Annotated in this window: 14 protein-coding genes; 10 read left to right on the forward strand and 4 right to left on the reverse strand. The window is 59.5% G+C overall.

Annotated elements, in window-relative coordinates; genetic code table 11:
- Nucleotides 1-257 precede the first annotated feature (257 nt).
- From speA to JSY17_RS21710, 4 genes are all read right to left on the reverse strand, one after another.
- The gene (speA, locus tag JSY17_RS21695; protein WP_117183347.1) at nucleotides 258-2,171 is read right to left on the reverse strand and encodes an arginine decarboxylase; all 1,914 of its coding nucleotides are present in this window, start codon (nucleotides 2,169-2,171) and stop codon (nucleotides 258-260) included.
- Between the two features lie 88 nt (nucleotides 2,172-2,259).
- Nucleotides 2,260-2,631, reverse strand: a complete 372-nt coding sequence (locus JSY17_RS21700) for a translation initiation factor Sui1 (RefSeq protein WP_025262133.1) — start codon at nucleotides 2,629-2,631, stop codon at nucleotides 2,260-2,262.
- Nucleotides 2,632-2,806: 175 nt separating this feature from the next.
- Nucleotides 2,807-3,352: an NUDIX hydrolase gene (locus tag JSY17_RS21705; RefSeq protein WP_206402919.1), complete on the reverse strand. Its 546-nt coding sequence runs from the start codon at nucleotides 3,350-3,352 to the stop codon at nucleotides 2,807-2,809.
- Nucleotides 3,352-4,431 carry a DUF2333 family protein gene (locus tag JSY17_RS21710; RefSeq protein WP_206402918.1) on the reverse strand — a complete coding sequence of 360 codons (1,080 nt, stop codon included), beginning with the start codon at nucleotides 4,429-4,431 and terminating at the stop codon, nucleotides 3,352-3,354. The genes JSY17_RS21705 and JSY17_RS21710 overlap by 1 nt, the downstream gene beginning before the upstream one ends.
- Before the next feature lie 302 nt (nucleotides 4,432-4,733).
- On the opposite strand from JSY17_RS21710, the gene JSY17_RS21715 reads away from it, so the two are divergent.
- The 10 genes from JSY17_RS21715 to purH all read left to right on the forward strand — a co-directional run bounded on the left by JSY17_RS21715 (nucleotide 4,734) and on the right by purH (nucleotide 16,442).
- On the forward strand, nucleotides 4,734-6,398 hold the full coding sequence (locus tag JSY17_RS21715; RefSeq protein WP_206402917.1) for a response regulator: 1,665 nt from the start codon (nucleotides 4,734-4,736) through the stop codon (nucleotides 6,396-6,398).
- A 100-nt stretch (nucleotides 6,399-6,498) separates the two neighbouring features.
- Nucleotides 6,499-8,271 (forward strand): protein-disulfide reductase DsbD, encoded by a 1,773-nt coding sequence (locus tag JSY17_RS21720; RefSeq protein WP_206402916.1) that lies wholly within the window; start codon nucleotides 6,499-6,501, stop codon nucleotides 8,269-8,271.
- A 128-nt stretch (nucleotides 8,272-8,399) separates the two neighbouring features.
- On the forward strand, nucleotides 8,400-8,852 hold the full coding sequence (gene aroQ, locus JSY17_RS21725) for a type II 3-dehydroquinate dehydratase (RefSeq protein WP_025262138.1): 453 nt from the start codon (nucleotides 8,400-8,402) through the stop codon (nucleotides 8,850-8,852).
- A 79-nt stretch (nucleotides 8,853-8,931) separates the two neighbouring features.
- Nucleotides 8,932-9,393 carry an acetyl-CoA carboxylase biotin carboxyl carrier protein gene (gene accB / locus JSY17_RS21730; protein WP_117167776.1) on the forward strand — a complete coding sequence of 154 codons (462 nt, stop codon included), beginning with the start codon at nucleotides 8,932-8,934 and terminating at the stop codon, nucleotides 9,391-9,393.
- A gap of 17 nt (nucleotides 9,394-9,410) precedes the next feature.
- Entirely contained in the window at nucleotides 9,411-10,754 is a 1,344-nt protein-coding gene (gene accC / locus JSY17_RS21735) for an acetyl-CoA carboxylase biotin carboxylase subunit (protein ID WP_117167777.1), read from the forward strand.
- A 126-nt stretch (nucleotides 10,755-10,880) separates the two neighbouring features.
- Nucleotides 10,881-11,759 carry a 50S ribosomal protein L11 methyltransferase gene (gene prmA / locus JSY17_RS21740; protein WP_117183353.1) on the forward strand — a complete coding sequence of 293 codons (879 nt, stop codon included), beginning with the start codon at nucleotides 10,881-10,883 and terminating at the stop codon, nucleotides 11,757-11,759.
- A 24-nt stretch (nucleotides 11,760-11,783) separates the two neighbouring features.
- Entirely contained in the window at nucleotides 11,784-13,109 is a 1,326-nt protein-coding gene (locus JSY17_RS21745) for a DUF3426 domain-containing protein (protein WP_206402915.1), read from the forward strand.
- 316 nt (nucleotides 13,110-13,425) lie between these two features.
- Nucleotides 13,426-14,439 (forward strand): tRNA dihydrouridine synthase DusB, encoded by a 1,014-nt coding sequence (dusB, locus tag JSY17_RS21750; protein WP_117167780.1) that lies wholly within the window; start codon nucleotides 13,426-13,428, stop codon nucleotides 14,437-14,439.
- On the forward strand, nucleotides 14,436-14,756 hold the full coding sequence (gene fis, locus JSY17_RS21755) for a DNA-binding transcriptional regulator Fis (RefSeq protein ID WP_002555375.1): 321 nt from the start codon (nucleotides 14,436-14,438) through the stop codon (nucleotides 14,754-14,756). Before dusB ends, fis begins: the two co-directional genes overlap by 4 nt.
- An 84-nt stretch (nucleotides 14,757-14,840) precedes the next feature.
- Nucleotides 14,841-16,442 carry a bifunctional phosphoribosylaminoimidazolecarboxamide formyltransferase/IMP cyclohydrolase gene (gene purH / locus JSY17_RS21760; RefSeq protein ID WP_206402914.1) on the forward strand — a complete coding sequence of 534 codons (1,602 nt, stop codon included), beginning with the start codon at nucleotides 14,841-14,843 and terminating at the stop codon, nucleotides 16,440-16,442.
- Nucleotides 16,443-16,516: the final 74 nt, after the last annotated feature.

Genomic DNA, 16,516 nt, shown 5'->3' on the forward strand with positions numbered 1-16,516 from the left:
GTTCTCTACAGGGAAATCCGAGCGGCGATTCTGGCCGAGAAGCGGGATCGAGTAGAGGGCAAAAGGCAGAACAGGAAGATGCCTACGCTCGAAGAGGCGTTGGACTACACAGTAGATTCGCGGCTACATCGCCTGCAGGAGCCGATTCATTCGCGAAGACAGTATTGAAAGCGCTGCATTTACTTTGGATGTGCAGGTCTTTTCGCGCCTGAAGTCGCTCCTACAGACGGCGTAGGAGCGAACTCATGCGCGAAAGATCAGGAAGACAGGTAGGAAGACCGAGTCAGGCCAAGGCGCAACGCATCCAGATACTGTGTGCGCTCACGCGGGCTGATCCTGGCGCTGGCCACCTTGTCCCGATAATGGGTCATCAGCTCTTCCGGCGACAGGTGCACATAACGCAGCATGTCTTCGATGGTGTCGTGGGTTTCGATACCGGCGTGGTAAACGCTGCCATCCTGGTTCTGGTAAATGTTCACCGAGTCGGTATCACCGAACAGGTTGTGCATGTCGCCCAGAATTTCCTGGTAGGCGCCCACCAGGAAAATCCCCAGCAGGTAGTCTTCCCCTTCGTTCAGGGCATGCACCGGCATGCTGGTTTCGATGCTCTGCTCGTCCACGTACTGATTGATCTTGCCATCGGAATCGCAGGTCAGGTCCTGCAGCACCGCACGGCGCACAGGCTCTTCGTCCAGACGATGCAACGGGATGATCGGCAGCACCTGTCCGATGGCCCAGGTGTCGGGCAGGCTCTGGAAGACCGAGAAGTTGCAGATGTACTTGTCGGCCAGCTTGTCGTTGAGTTCGTCCAGTACCTGGCGATGGGAACGCTGACGGGCTTTCAACGAGTTGTGCAGACGGCGGCAGACAGCGAAATAGCATTGCTCGCCCAGCGCTTTCTGCGCCAGGCTGATCTTGCCGTCGGCGTACTGGGTCGCGATATCGCTCATGTAGTGCGTGGCGCGCCAGTAGGTTTCGGTCACCATCTCGATATCGGTCGGGCCGAGCAGATCGATCAGCCACTGCACGGTTTCCGGCAGGCTTTCCTTGTCTTCGATCAGCGGGACTTCGTCGTTGTGTCTTTCGACATCGGTCACCTGCACCACCAGCATGGCGTGGTGGGCAGTCAGCGAACGGCCGCTTTCGGAAAAGATGTGCGGATGCGGCAGACCCTGGGCATCGCAGAACTCCTTGAGCATGCCGACCACGACACCGGCGTAGTCGTCCATGTCGTAGTTGATGGAACTGGCGTTGCGCGAGTGCGTACCGTCGTAATCCACACCCAGACCGCCGCCCACATCGATGTGGTCCACCGGCAGGCCCAGATTGCGCAACTCGCCGTAGTAACGAATCGCTTCCTTGAAGCCATGCTGATAGTCCGCCAGATTGGCGATCTGCGAGCCCATGTGGAAGTGCAGCAGGCGAATGCCCTGATCCAGACCCGCCTTGCGGAAACGATCGACCACCGCCAGCAGTTGTGCGGCCGACAGACCGAACTTGGATTTCTCGCCGCCGGTATCGGCCCACTTGCTGGACGCCAGCGAGGACAGGCGCACGCGCAGGCCCACTTGTGGAGCGACCTTGAGATCGGCGGCTTCTTCGATCACCAGTTCGACTTCGGATTCTTTCTCGATCACGATGAAGACGTTGTGACCCAGCTTCTGGCCCATCAGCGCCAGACGGATGAACTCACGGTCCTTGTAACCGTTGCAGACAATGGTCCCGCCCTTGGGTGCCAGTGCCAGCACCGCCATCAGTTCGGGCTTGGAGCCCGCTTCCAGGCCAATGGAAACGTTCTGGGTGGCAATGATGTTTTCCACCACCGCTTCCTGCTGGTTGACCTTGATCGGGTACAGCGCGGTGTACTGGTTCTGATATTCCAGGCGCGCGATATTGCTGTCGAAGGCACCGGTCAGCTGGCGAACGCGGTCCTGCAGGATATCGGGAAAACGCACCAGCAATGGCAGGGACAAACCGCTCTTGCGCAGATTGTCGACCTGCTCATAGAGATCGATGGGCGAACTGCCCGGCCCGTTGGGACGAACTTCAACGCGACCGGATTCATTGATCGCAAAATAACCGGCCCCCCAATGACGAATCCCGTAAACACTGCGGCTGTCCGCAACGGTCCATTGGCTGCCATCGTCTTTGCGTGTGCGTCGTACGGACATCGAAGTCCCCTATAGATAAGTCATGTAGCGCCGCCTCAATGACCGGCATGCGCAGTGTAGAGAGTGGAAATGACGGTTTGGTTCTCGCTCAGCCGCCGGACTTTTTGGCCTTGAAACCTTTCTTGACCAGTTCTGCCAGCAACAGCTCGACGTGATCGCCCTGAATCTCGATCACTCCGTCCTTGAGGGCTCCGCCTGTGCCGCAACGCTGCTTGAGCGCCTTGGCCAGTTCCTTGAGCCCATCCTCGGCCAGCGGCACGCCCGTGATGGTGGTCACGGTCTTGCCTCCACGGCCTTTGCTCTCGCGCCGCACGCGCGCAATGCCGTCTCCCTCGGGGATGACGTTCTGCTTGCAGGTGCAGGCATCGACAGGCTGACGACATTCGGGACAATGACGCCCTGCGTCGGTTGAAAACACCAGGCCGCCCAGGGCGGCGAAGGATGCGGCTTTCTTAGCCACTGGAAATCCTCTTGTTGAGGACTGAAGACGGGCCGGGCTCGGTAGTGAGCCGTCGACCGCGAAGCCCCACTCTGGCAGGGGCAGCGCTACTGGAACGGCATGGCCGGTCCAGCTTGAAAAGGTCGCGCAGTGTACCGGCAAAAAGCATGCTTGCTAAGAGCCTGAATGCGCCAATTTACTGAACATTTGCGACCTGCTCCAGATAGCGTTTCAACGCTGCCAGGGAGTCCGGGCAATAGGGCTTTTCAGCCGCTTGCAGCAACACCTGGGCCACCGGGATAAAGCGCGCCTGCAATACCTCTTCCGGTTGCAGTCTCAGAGCTCCGTCCCAGACTGCGGAAAACACTGCGCACCAGATCCTGTTGCCCGGTTGATCGAAGAGAAACTGCTCATGGGCCTGCAATGCAACGCCGCTGACACCCAACTCCTCCTCAAGCTCGCGGGCCGCAGACTCGGCGTAGCTTTCACCGGCCTGGACCATGCCACCCGCCGCCACATCCCAGTAACCGGGATAAATGGCTTTGCTCAGGGTTCGCTGATGGACGCAAAGCTCGCCCGCCGAATTGAACAGCAATATATAGGTACCTCGCCCGATCAGACCGCGCTCGCGCAGTTCGGCCCGAGGGAGCGAACCCAGGAGCCGGTCCTGCTCGTCGACCCAGGCGATCTGCTCGGCGTCCGAGGCGGCGCGATGCGCGGCCTCCTGCGCAGAAACGACCATCAGCCCTGGGACAGCAACTGGCGAAGATCAATCACCGCCGCGTTGGCCCGGGAGATGTAGTTGGCCATGACCAGCGAGTGGTTGGCCAGCACACCGAACGCGCTGCCGTTCAGAACCATCGGACTCCACAGCGGCTCCTGGGAAGCTTCCAGCTCACGAATGATCTGGCGCACGCTGACAGTCGCGTTCTTCTTGGCCAGTACATCGGCGAAATCCACCTCGATGGCACGCAACAGATGCGACAAGGCCCAGGCCTGACCACGGGCCTCATAGAAGACATTGTCAATCTGCAGCCAAGGGGTTTCGACGATCTCCTCATCGACCTGCGGCACTTCGCCCGGCTTGACCGAGGCAACGGCTTCGGTTTTCAGGGTACTGTTGAGTTTGACCCGCCCCACGCTGGCCGACAGACGTTGCGACAGGGAACCAAGGCGTGTGCCCACATCGCCCAGCCAGTTATTCAGGTTGTCGGCACGGGCGTAGAACAAGGCGCCCTTCTGGTTCGGATCGGAGAGGCGTGCCTGATAGCGGCTCAGGGCATTGATACCGTCGGTGTACTGCGACTCGCTCGACGGCAGCACCCAGCTACGGTTATCGAAGTTGAACAACGGCTCGGCACGGGCCAGATCACCGTCTTCAGCCGATTGCGACTGCGAGCGGGCAAAGTCCTTGCGCAGTGCACGGCTCAGGTCACGAACCTGCACCAGCACGCCGTATTCCCAGCTTGGCATGTTGTCCAGCCACAGACCTGGCGGGAAACGGTCGTTGGACAGATAGCCGCCACGCTTGTCGAGCAGTGTCTGGGCAACTATCTTGAGGGTTTCGACAGTGGTGTAGCCGATCACCATCGGCTTGCCTTCACGCTCGGCAGCTGCCTGGGCATTCTGCTGCACGGGAAACAACGCAGGCTCCTTGCTCCAGTACCAGCCCACCAGCAGGGTGATCAGCAGATAGATAAGAATCAGAGAACCCAAGGCCCTGCTATAGAAAAGGTTGCCCAGGTAACCGCGTCTCTTGACCGACGCAGTATCAGCGGTACGCTCACCCGCGCTGCCTGCGCGGTTCTTCCAATCCAGCATGGTAAGGGTCCTTTCAGTCACGGGTTCAGGGCTTCGACCGCAACCTTACAGCAAGGTGCCTTTTGCTGACATGCACGGTGCAAGGTTTTGTTGTCGTCCCCACACCCTGCCCACTGGAACAAGGTGCGAATGGCAGAGAAATACAGCCATCATGCAAACTTTAGGTGCAAAAACGACTCTGACAGAAACCAGACGCTCTTTTGTTGACGAATAAGTGACTTACGGCACTCTTCTATACAAGCGGAGGTGCTAGCATAGCGCCAGCAGTGGTACTACTCAGCAAACCCACAGTACTCAATAATATGACCGAGTCAGAAGACCCTAGCCGCGATCGCCTCAAGCACCACTTTGCCCAAAGGGTCATTCATCAAGCACGTCAGATTCTTGAGACTTGGCAGCGTTTGCAGAAATCCGAATGGTCCCTGGCCGACATGGCCGAACTCAAGGACTCGACCCTGCGCCTGTTGCGTTTCGCCGAACGTTTCGAGCAGAACGAACACCTGCAGCTGGCCCGGGAAATCGGGCAGGCACTGGAAACCGTCGAAGCCAACCGCGGCCGTCTCAACAGTACCCTGATCACCGAACTCAACCGTTTGATGCAGCGCCTTTCCCGTACCGGTCTGCGTCACGGCGACAAACTGGAGCAAACCGCACTCCCGCCACTGCGCAAGCCGGTCTATGTCGTGCTTCAAGATCGCGAGCGGGCCGAACGTCTTGCCAAGCAGTTGGAGTTCTTCGGCCTTTCGGCTCTGTCACTGGACAACGTTGGTCAGTTTCAGTCGGCGATGCTGGAGCGCCATCCATCGGTCATCATCATGGATGTGGACTTCAGCGGGCCGGGCGAAGGCCTGAAACTCGCGACCCAGGTTCAGGAAGGACTGGAGCAGAAACTGCCGTTGCTGTTCTTCAGTCATCATGAAACCGATACACCGACCAGGCTGGCAGCCGTGCGGGCCGGCGGTGAAGAGTTCCTGACCGGAACCCTGGAAGCCTCGAGCCTGCTGGAGAAAATCGAAGTCCTGACCTGCGTGGCCCAGTACGAGCCTTACAAAGTGCTGGTCATCGATGATTCCCGGGCACAGGCCACCCATACCGAACGCGTACTCAATGCTGCCGGAATCGTGACCCGCACATTGCTGGACCCGATCCAGGCCATGTCCGAGCTGGCGGAGTTCCAGCCGGACCTGATCATTCTCGACATGTACATGCCCGGCTGCACCGGCACGGAACTGGCCAAAGTCATTCGCCACAACGACCGCTACGTCAGTGTGCCCATCATTTACCTGTCCGCCGAAGACGATCAGGACAAGCAACTCGACGCCATGAGCGAAGGCGGCGATGACTTTCTGACCAAACCCATCAAGCCACGTCACCTGATCACCACGGTCCGCAACCGGGCAGCCCGGGCACGCAGCCTGAAGGCACGCATGGTGCGCGACAGCCTGACCGGCCTGTACAACCACACGCACATTCTCCAGTTGCTGGAAGACTGCAGCTTTCGCGCCCGCCGCGAAAACAAGCCGCTGTGCTTTGCGATGCTCGACATCGATCACTTCAAGAAAGTCAACGACAGCCACGGCCACCCCATGGGCGACCGAGTCATCAAGAGCCTGGCGCTGTTTCTCAAGCAGCGCCTGCGCAAGACCGACTTCATCGGTCGCTACGGCGGCGAAGAGTTCGCCATCGTGATGCCGGACACCGATATTCAGAGCGCCCATCAGGTACTCGAAGAAATCCGTTACCGCTTTGCGGAAATACATTATCCCGCCCAGCCAACGGATCTGTTCTGCACTTTCAGCGCCGGCGTGGTCGCGCTGGGCGTGCATGACGACAGCCTGACGCTCGCCTCCCAGGCCGACACCGCGCTGTATCGTGCCAAGCATGCAGGCCGCAATCGGGTGCGTTCGGCCGTGATCGAAGAGCCCTATCACGTGGTACTGCCGGAGCCGCAGGCCCAGGAACAATAGTCGCCGCGGGTGAGCACGAAACCCGCCCTTACAAACCTCACCCCTGCATGCCTTGAAACACTCCGTTATCATGCGCTGACTTTCGAGAATCGAGCCTGCCATGCGCCGTTTGTTATGCCTGATGCTGTTGATCCTGGCCCTGCCCGCTTTCGGGACCAGCCTGCTGGACAGTCGCCCTGCGCCGACACTGGGCGGCACATCCCTGGATAACAGCAAGGAATTCCTGCCTGTCCGTGAGGCCTTCAAACTGAGCCTGATCGAGACGACTCCACAGTCGATCAAGCTGCGCTTCGTCGCCACCGACAGCTATTACCTGTATCGCCATCGCTTCCAGTTCCGCACCGAACCTGCCGATATCGGCCTGGGCGCAGCACAACTGCCGCCCGGTGAAAAAAAGCACGATGAGTATTTTGGCGATGTCGAGGTCTATCACGGCATTCTCGATATCGACCTGCCCCGCAAGCCCGGCGAAGAGCGTCCCTTTGTCCTGAACGTGAGCTATCAGGGTTGTGCCGACAAGGGGCTGTGCTATCCCCCGGAAACCGAGCGACTGAATATTGGTGATGTGCCCGCCGACACGGCCTCGCCAGCAGGCATGCAGGCCTGGAGCTGGAAAGAGCTGGCGCTGTTTTTCCTCGCAGGCATCGGCCTGACCTTCACCCCTTGCGTACTGCCGATGTTGCCGATCCTTTCCGGCGTGGTGATGCGCGGTCAGGTCGGTGGCCTGCGCGGCCTGAGCCTGTCGCTGGCCTACGTGTTGCCGATGGCTGCCTGCTTCGCCTTGCTGGGTGCATTGATGGGCATGTTCGGCGCGGGCCTGAATCTGCAGGCACGCCTGCAATCGGCCTGGGTGCTGGTGCCATTCTCGCTGTTCTTCGTGCTGTTCGCGGTGGCCATGTTTGGCGTCTTTGAATTGCGTCTGCCACAGGCCATCAGCAACCGGCTGGATCGCATTGCAGGCAGGACCGAAGGCGGTTCGCTGTGGGGCGCAGCCGTGCTGGGCGTGATTTCCAGCCTGCTCGTATCGCCTTGCGTCTCGGCACCACTGGCCGGTGCGCTGCTTTATATAAGTGCCAGCGGAGATGCGCTGGGTGGCGGCCTGAAACTGTTCGCCCTGGGCCTGGGCATGGGAGCGCCGCTGTTGCTGGTCGCGACCGGCGGTGCCGCCTGGCTGCCCAAAAGCGGCCCATGGCTGGTAACGGTTAAAAATGCCATTGGCGTCTTGCTGCTGGGTCTGGCCATAGGTTTGCTGAGCCGTGTATTGCCGGGGCAAATCACGCTGCTGCTGATCGGTATTCTGTGTGCAGGCGTCGCGCTGTTCCTCGGAACCCTGGAGTTCGCTGAAAAATCTCCACGACAAAAGCTCGCACAACTGCTCGGACTGCTTTTGTTGGTCTACGCTCTGGCATGCTGGTACGGCGCATTGAGCGGGCAGACCGACCCGACTCGTCCACTGGGACGCCCACAGGCGACCCTCACCAACGGCACGGTATTACCGACGTCATCGCAATGGCAGACCATCACCACGTCTGCCGAACTGGAACGTGCCTTGAACGAAGCAAAGAATGCAGGCAAGCCCTTGCTGCTCGACTGGTACGCCGACTGGTGCATCAGTTGCAAGGTGATCGAGCATGAAGTCCTGCCAGATCCGGGTGTCGTCGAGAAACTGGCCGGTTACAGCCTGATCCGTTTCGACATGACAGACAGCAATGCAGAACAACGATCCCTGCTTGACCGCTACAAGCTGTTCGGACCTCCCGCGCTGTTGTTTTTCAGTAAAAGCGGCGAAGAACTGGAAAATGTCCGGGTCATTGGTGAAATCGATGCCCCCGCCTTCATTGAGCGCATAAATAGAGCAAATGACCCAAAATAGCCGTCGGGTCACAAACTTTACGCAAACATCGCTCATTGTGCTGGCTACTGTAGTTAACTGGACAGTACATCCTCCTTGCGGCATAGTCGCCGGGCGTGAACGCCCGTAAACACAAAAAGGAATAAACGATGGCGACTTTCCTGGTACTGCATGGCCCCAACCTGAATCTGCTCGGCACTCGCGAGCCCGGGATATATGGCGCAGTGACCCTGGCTCAAATCAACCAGGATCTGGAACGGCGCGCTCGCGACGCCGGTCACCATCTGATGTACCTGCAAAGCAATGCCGAGTACGAATTGATCGACCGGATCCATGCCGCCCGCACTGAAGGCGTGGACTTCATTCTGATCAATCCGGCTGCTTTTACACACACAAGTGTGGCAATACGTGACGCGCTGCTGGGAGTGAGCATCCCATTCATCGAAGTGCATTTATCGAACGTGCACAAACGCGAACCTTTCCGCCATCACTCCTACTTTTCAGATGCTGCTGTAGGAGTGATCTGCGGCCTTGGCGCCAGCGGTTACCGACTGGCCCTGGAGGCCGCCCTGGAACAATTGGCCGTTAGCTCCAAGCCATGACCGGACCAGCAACGCTGGCCCGCCCGGCTTGAACCGGCTGCCGAAATGCCCTGACAGACCCCTTGGGAGTTGATGATTAATGGATATTCGCAAAGTCAAGAAACTGATCGAACTGCTGGAAGAATCCGGTATCGACGAGCTGGAGATCCGTGAAGGCGAAGAATCCGTACGGATCAGCCGTCACAGCAAGACCCCGGCACAACCTTACTACGCGCCAGCTCCAGCCGCTGCGCCTGTAGCCGCTGCTCCGGCAGCACCGGTTGCCGCTGCTGCCGCTGCAGAAGCACCTTCGGCTCCAAAGCTGAACGGCCACGTAGTCAAATCCCCGATGGTCGGTACTTTCTACCGCACGCCTGCACCTACTTCGCCTGCATTCGTCGAAGTCGGCCAGACCGTCAAGAAGGGCGACACCATCTGCATCGTCGAAGCGATGAAAATGATGAACCACATCCAGGCAGAAGCCAGCGGCGTCATCGAATCCATCCTGGTAGAAAACGGTCAGCCGGTTGAATTTGACCAGCCGCTGTTCACTATCGTTTGAACCGGGGAGAGCCAGCGATGTTGGAAAAAGTTCTGATCGCCAACCGCGGCGAAATTGCCTTGCGCATCCTGCGTGCCTGTAAGGAACTGGGCATCAAGACCGTCGCTGTACATTCCACGGCAGATCGCGAGTTGATGCACCTGGGCCTGGCAGACGAAACCGTCTGTATCGGTCCGGCTCCAGCCAACCTGTCCTACCTGAATATCCCGGCAATCATCTCCGCCGCCGAACTGACCGGCGCCACGGCGATTCACCCGGGCTACGGCTTCCTCGCGGAAAACGCGGATTTCGCCGAACAGGTAGAAAAATCGGGCTTCGCCTTCATCGGCCCGAAAGCAGACACCATTCGCCTGATGGGCGACAAGGTTTCCGCCAAGGACGCCATGAAGCGCGCCAGCGTGCCGACGGTTCCAGGCTCCGACGGCCCGCTGCCGGAAGACGAAGAAACCGCACTGCGTATCGGCCGTGAAGTCGGCTACCCGGTGATCATCAAGGCCGCCGGTGGTGGTGGTGGTCGCGGCATGCGCGTGGTTCATCGCGAGGAAGACCTGATCGAAGCTGCCAGCCAGACCCGCGCCGAAGCGGCTGCCTGGTTCAGCAACCCGATGGTCTACCTGGAAAAATACCTGACCAACCCACGTCACGTGGAAGTCCAGGTCATTTCCGACGGCCAGGGCAATGCGATTCACCTGGGCGACCGTGACTGCTCGCTGCAACGCCGTCACCAGAAAGTCCTTGAAGAAGCACCGGCACCGTTCATCGACGAAGACGCGCGCAGGGACGTACTGCAAAGCTGCGTTCAGGCCTGTATCGACATCGGCTACCGTGGCGCGGGCACTTTCGAGTTCCTGTACGAGAACGGTCGCTTCTACTTCATCGAAATGAACACTCGTGTTCAGGTAGAGCATCCGGTTTCGGAAATGGTCACCGGTATCGACATCGTCAAGGAGATGCTGAGCATCGCCGCCGGCAACAAGCTGTCGTACACCCAGGATGACGTTGTCATCAATGGTCACGCGCTGGAATGCCGGATCAACGCTGAAGATCCGAAAACCTTCATTCCGAGCCCTGGTCTGGTCAAGCATTTCCATGCACCGGGCGGCAACGGCGTACGTGTCGACTCGCACCTGTACAGCGGTTACAAGGTTCCGTCGAACTACGACTCATTGATCGGCAAGCTGATCACCTGGGGCGCGACCCGCGACGAAGCCATGGCACGCATGCGCAATGCCCTGGACGAAATCGTGGTCGACGGGATCAAGACCAATATCCCGCTGCATCGTGATCTGACCCGTGATGAAGGTTTCTGCGAAGGCGGAATCAACATCCACTATCTTGAACACAAACTGGCCAATCAATAAGTCAGCGTGTTTCAGATCAACAAAGCCGCAGCGATGCGGCTTTGTTGTTTGCGTCGCATAGAAGTAAACTTGCCCGCTTCTTCGCGGCAGTACCGCGCCCCCATTTTGACTCGAAGGTAATCCGCCATGCCTTGGCTGCAAGTCCGCCTCGCCATCAGCCCAGAACAAGCCGAAACCTACGAGGACGCGCTGCTTGAAGTCGGCGCCGTATCCGTGACGTTCATGGATGCCGAAGACCAGCCGATCTTCGAGCCCGAACTCAATACCACGCCGCTGTGGGCACACACCCACCTGCTGGCTCTGTTCGAAGCCGACACCGACGCCGATATGGCCCTGGCGCACCTGCGCCTGCTGACCGACGCCGAACTGCCCGAGCACACCGCCGAAGTCATCGAAGACCAGGACTGGGAGCGCAGCTGGATGGACAATTTCCAGCCGATGCGTTTCGGCCAGCGCCTGTGGATCGTCCCGAGCTGGCATGCCGCACCCGAGCCGGACGCCGTGAACCTGCTGCTCGATCCGGGCCTGGCATTCGGCACCGGCACCCACCCCACAACGGCCCTGTGCCTGGAATGGCTGGACGGTCAGGACCTCAAAGGCTGCAATGTGCTGGACTTCGGCTGTGGCTCGGGCATTCTGGCCATTGCTGCACTGTTACTGGGCGCAGAACAGGCCGTCGGCACCGATATCGACGTCCAGGCGCTCGAAGCCTCCCGCGACAATGCCGGACGCAACAACATCGCCGCCGAACGTTTCCCGCTTTACCTGCCGCAAGACATGCCCCAGCAGCAGGCCGACGTACTGGTGGCCAATATTCTGGCCGGGCCGCTGGTATCGCTGGCTCCGCAACTGGCAAGCCTGGTCAGGACCGGCGGTCGCCTGGCACTGTCCGGAATCCTTGCAGAACAAGGTGAAGAAGTAGCCGCAGCCTATGCTGCTACATTCGACCTGGACCCTATCGCCAACCGTGATGGCTGGGTACGCATCACGGGTCGTCGCCGTTAACAGCCGCCTGAACCGGACAGCAGCATGACCGACAGCTTCGTCACCCAGTGCCCCCACTGCCAAACCAGTTTCAGAGTCAGCCACGCTCAATTGAGCGTGGCCCGCGGCGTGGTGCGCTGCGGGGCCTGCCTGCAGGTCTTCAATGCCGCCCGGCAACTGCTGGAGCAGCGCTCGGTCGACGAAACCGAAGTCACGCCACCTCCCGCCCAGGAAATCATTGCCCCCGAAGTGGTCGAGCAGGCGCCTGCTGCACAGATTGCAGAACCGCTGCCCGAGCCGTCGCAGACCTCCCCGGAAGATGACGATCCCTGGAAAGTCAGCGAGTTCGACCTGGACAATCTGGATCTCGACGAAGAACTCGCCCGACTCGAACAGCGGGAAATCCAGCTGCCCGACAACTTTGGCAAGTCGAGCACACGCAACGGCGATGCGGCACTGACCGCCCAGCGCGATCACTCGGAAACCGAGGAAGGCACCTGGGTCGGCAGCCTGCGCAACGACGATGTCAATCAGTTGCCGGAAATCCAGGCCGAGGTGATCAGCACCACAGAGCCGGCTTCCGAACCGGACCACGAAGACGAACCCGAGCAACCTTCCGGTCGCGAGCGGACCGAGCCTTCACTGTCGTTGAGCAGCGTCGACCTGGACGATGAACCGCCGCTCATCGCCCCGCGCAAGCAGCCAGCCGGTGAAAGCAGCGAGCGCTGGTCGGCACGGGATGAAGACGAAGACGATCTCGACGATGATCCCGAGCCGGCAATCGACCCTCGCGGCAAACGCGCCCGAAACGAGCCGGCGGTGCGCGATCAGGCACTTCTGGACCTGACCGACGACCCGCTGCAACTGGACTGGCAACGCCCCAGACCGCGCTGGGGACGTCGCCTGCTCTGGAGCCTGCTGGTCCTGCTCGCATTGGCAGGCCTGGCTGGCCAGTACATCTGGTATCACTTCGACCATCTGGCCCGCCAGGATCAGTATCGCCCCTGGTTCCAGCAGATCTGCCCGAAAATCGACTGCAAGGTGCCTTCGAAGGTCGACATCAACCTGCTCAAGAGCAGCAATCTGGTGGTACGCAGCCATCCCGAGTTTCAGGGAGCGCTGGTGGTGGACGCCATCATTTACAACCGCGCATCTTTCTCTCAGCCCTTTCCGCTTCTTGAGCTAAGATTTGCCGATACCAGCGGTCAGCTCATTGCCAGTCGTCGGTTCAAGCCGGGCGAATACCTGAGCGGCGAGATGGCCGGCAAGGAAGAGATGCCACCCCAGACACCGATCCATATTGCGCTGGACATCCTCGATCCTGGCGCGAAAGCCGTGAATTACAGCCTGAACTTCCGCTCACCGGAATGAGCCACTGCCTGACGCTGCCTGCCGGAGCTCTCCAGGTCCGAAGGCACGTCTTCGCGAGGAAGGCAGCATGAATACCGATGTTTTCATGACAATTCGCTCAATAAGCGAACCGTTGGCAATAAGAAAATAACTGTTCAGATTTTATCCAATTCAGCCTTTATCCAGTCATCGAGAGCGGGTATCATGCCAACCCTTTTTCAAACTCTCGGTTCAGTCTGAATGTTGCGAAAGCAACCGAAGACGGGGCTGTTGCAGACCGTGTGGAACGGTTTTTTACACGGCCTGCGGATGATTCGGCCCCACGATAGGTAAAGCTATGTCGGCGGTACGCATCGGTCCATATACGTTACAGAATGGCTTGATCCTCGCCCCGATGGCGGGCGTCACTGACCAGCCTTTCCGGCAACTGTGCAGAGAACTCGGCGCAGGGCTTGTAGTGTCGGAGATGGTCACCAGTGACATGAGCCTGTGGAACAGTCGCAAATCGCGTCTGCGCATGATCCACGAAGGTGATCCCGAGCCCCGCTCGGTCCAGATCGCCGGTGGCGATCCACAGATGCTCGCGCAGGCAGCGCGGGCCAATGTCGAACTGGGTGCCCAGATCATCGACATCAACATGGGCTGCCCGGCCAAGAAGGTCTGTAACAAGGCCGCAGGTTCGGCGCTTCTGAAAGATGAAAAGCTGGTAAGCGAGATTCTGCAGGCCGTGGTGGCCGCAGTCGATGTACCGGTGACCCTGAAGATCCGCACCGGCTGGGACCGCGAGAACAAAAACGGCCTTACGGTCGCCAGAATCGCCGAGCAGGCCGGAATACAGGCGCTGGCGGTTCACGGGCGGACCCGTGCAGACCTTTACACCGGCGAAGCCGAGTACGACACCATCGCCGAAATCAAGCAGGCGATGTCGATCCCGGTGTTTGCCAATGGAGACATCGTTTCGCCCGAGAAAGCCCGGTATGTGCTTGAGGCCACCGGAGCGGACGGGTTGTTGATTGGCAGGGCCGCCCAGGGGCGACCATGGATTTTTCGTGAGATAGATCACTACCTGCGTACCGGCGAGAAACTGCCGGAGCTGCCGGTGAGTGAAGTGGAACGTATTCTGCTTGAACATCTGACAGCCCTGCACGCCTTCTATGGAGACGTGATGGGCGTGCGCATTGCACGCAAGCATGTCGGTTGGTATCTCGCAACCTTGCCGGGCGCCAGGGAATTTCGCGCCCATTTCAATCGTTTGGAAGATACGGAAGCACAGTGCGCCAACGTCCGGGAGTTCTTGAGCCAAGGCTGCAGGGGCCCGGATAACGAAAATAAAGAAGAGGTGGCCGCATGACGATGATGACCGAGACTTTAGTGAGTGGAACAACACCCGTGAGCGACAATGTCAATTTGAAACAGCACCTCAACACGCCGAGCGAAGAGGGTCAGACCCTGCGCGGCAGTGTCGAGAAGGCGCTGCACAATTATTTCGCCCACCTCGAAGGCGCTTCCGTCACTGACGTGTACAACCTGGTGCTGTCGGAAGTCGAGGCTCCGCTTCTCGAAAGCGTGATGAACTACGTCAAGGGCAACCAGACGAAGGCTTCCGAGCTGCTGGGGCTCAATCGCGGCACGCTGCGCAAGAAACTCAAGCAGTACGACCTGCTTTAAGCATTATTCAATACAGAAAAGGCGACCACCTTGCACAGCGGTCGCCTTTTTTGCTGACTTCCTTTGCTTTTGATGGAAATTGAAATGACCGACCAGACTACCCGCCTGCCGATCCGCCGCGCTTTGATCAGCGTTTCCGACAAGACAGGAATCCTCGAATTCGCACGCGAGCTTGAAGCGCTGGGCGTCGAGATCCTTTCGACTGGCGGTACTTTCAAGCTGTTGCAGGACAACGGTGTTGCAGCCGTGGAAGTGGCCGATTACACCGGTTTCGCCGAAATGATGGATGGCCGGGTCAAGACCCTGCACCCCAAGATCCACGGCGGCATTCTGGGTCGTCGCGGCATCGACGATGCAATCATGAACGAGCACGGCATCAAGCCGATCGATCTGGTTGCGGTCAACCTCTATCCGTTCGAAGCCACTGTTTCCAAGCCCGGCTGCGACCTGCCGACCGCCATCGAGAACATCGATATCGGCGGCCCGACCATGGTTCGTTCCGCAGCGAAGAACCACAAGGACGTCGCCATCGTGGTCAATGTCAGCGACTACACCCAGGTGCTGGAAAACCTCAAGGCCGGTGGCCTGACCTACGCTCAGCGTTTCGACCTGATGCTCAAGGCATTCGAGCACACTGCTGCCTACGACGGCATGATCGCCAACTATCTGGGCAGCGTCGACCAGAGTGCAGAAACCCTGAGCACCGAAGGCCGCAGCCAGTTCCCACGCACCTTCAACACCCAGTTCATCAAGGCGCAGGAAATGCGCTACGGCGAGAACCCGCACCAGAGCGCGGCGTTCTACGTTGAAGCCAGACCTGCCGAAGTCGGCATCGCGACCGCGACCCAGCTGCAGGGCAAGGAACTGTCGTTCAACAACGTGGCCGACACCGATGCCGCGCTGGAATGCGTCAAGAGCTTCGTCAAGCCGGCCTGTGTGATCGTCAAGCACGCCAACCCTTGCGGCGTCGCCGTCAGCCCCGAAGGCGGCATTCGTCAGGCTTATGAACTGGCCTACGCCACCGATACCGAATCCGCCTTTGGCGGCATCATCGCCTTCAACCGCGAACTGGATGCCGAAACCGCCAAGGCCATCGTCGATCGTCAGTTCGTCGAAGTCATCATCGCGCCAAGCGTTACCGCCGAAGCAGCAGCCATCGTCTCCGCCAAAGCCAACGTTCGCCTGCTGACCACCGGCCAGTGGGCTGCCGAACGTGGCGCAGCCTGGGACTACAAGCGCGTCAATGGCGGCCTGCTGGTACAGAGCCGCGACATCGGCATGATCACCTCTGCCGACCTCAAGATCGTCACCAAGCGCGCACCGACCGAACACGAAGTCCACGACCTGATCTTCGCCTGGAAAGTCGCCAAGTACGTCAAGTCCAACGCCATCGTCTATGCCAAGAATCGCCAGACCATCGGTGTCGGCGCAGGCCAGATGAGCCGCGTCAACTCCGCTCGCATCGCCGCCATCAAGGCTGAACATGCAGGCCTGCAGGTTCAGGGCTCGGTCATGGCTTCCGACGCCTTCTTCCCGTTCCGCGACGGCATCGACAATGCCGCCAAGGTCGGCATCACTGCCGTCATCCAGCCGGGTGGCTCGATGCGCGACAGCGAAGTGATTGCCGCAGCGGATGAAGCCGGAATTGCGATGGTGTTCACCGGAATGCGCCACTTCAGACACTAAGTCATAAAAACGGCCGCACTGGCGCAGGCGTCTGCTGCGTTGGATGAGGCTCCGCTGATGCTCATTGCCATAAG

This window comes from Pseudomonas capsici (assembly GCF_017165765.1).
GTDB classification, from domain to species: Bacteria; Pseudomonadota; Gammaproteobacteria; order Pseudomonadales; family Pseudomonadaceae; genus Aquipseudomonas; species Aquipseudomonas capsici.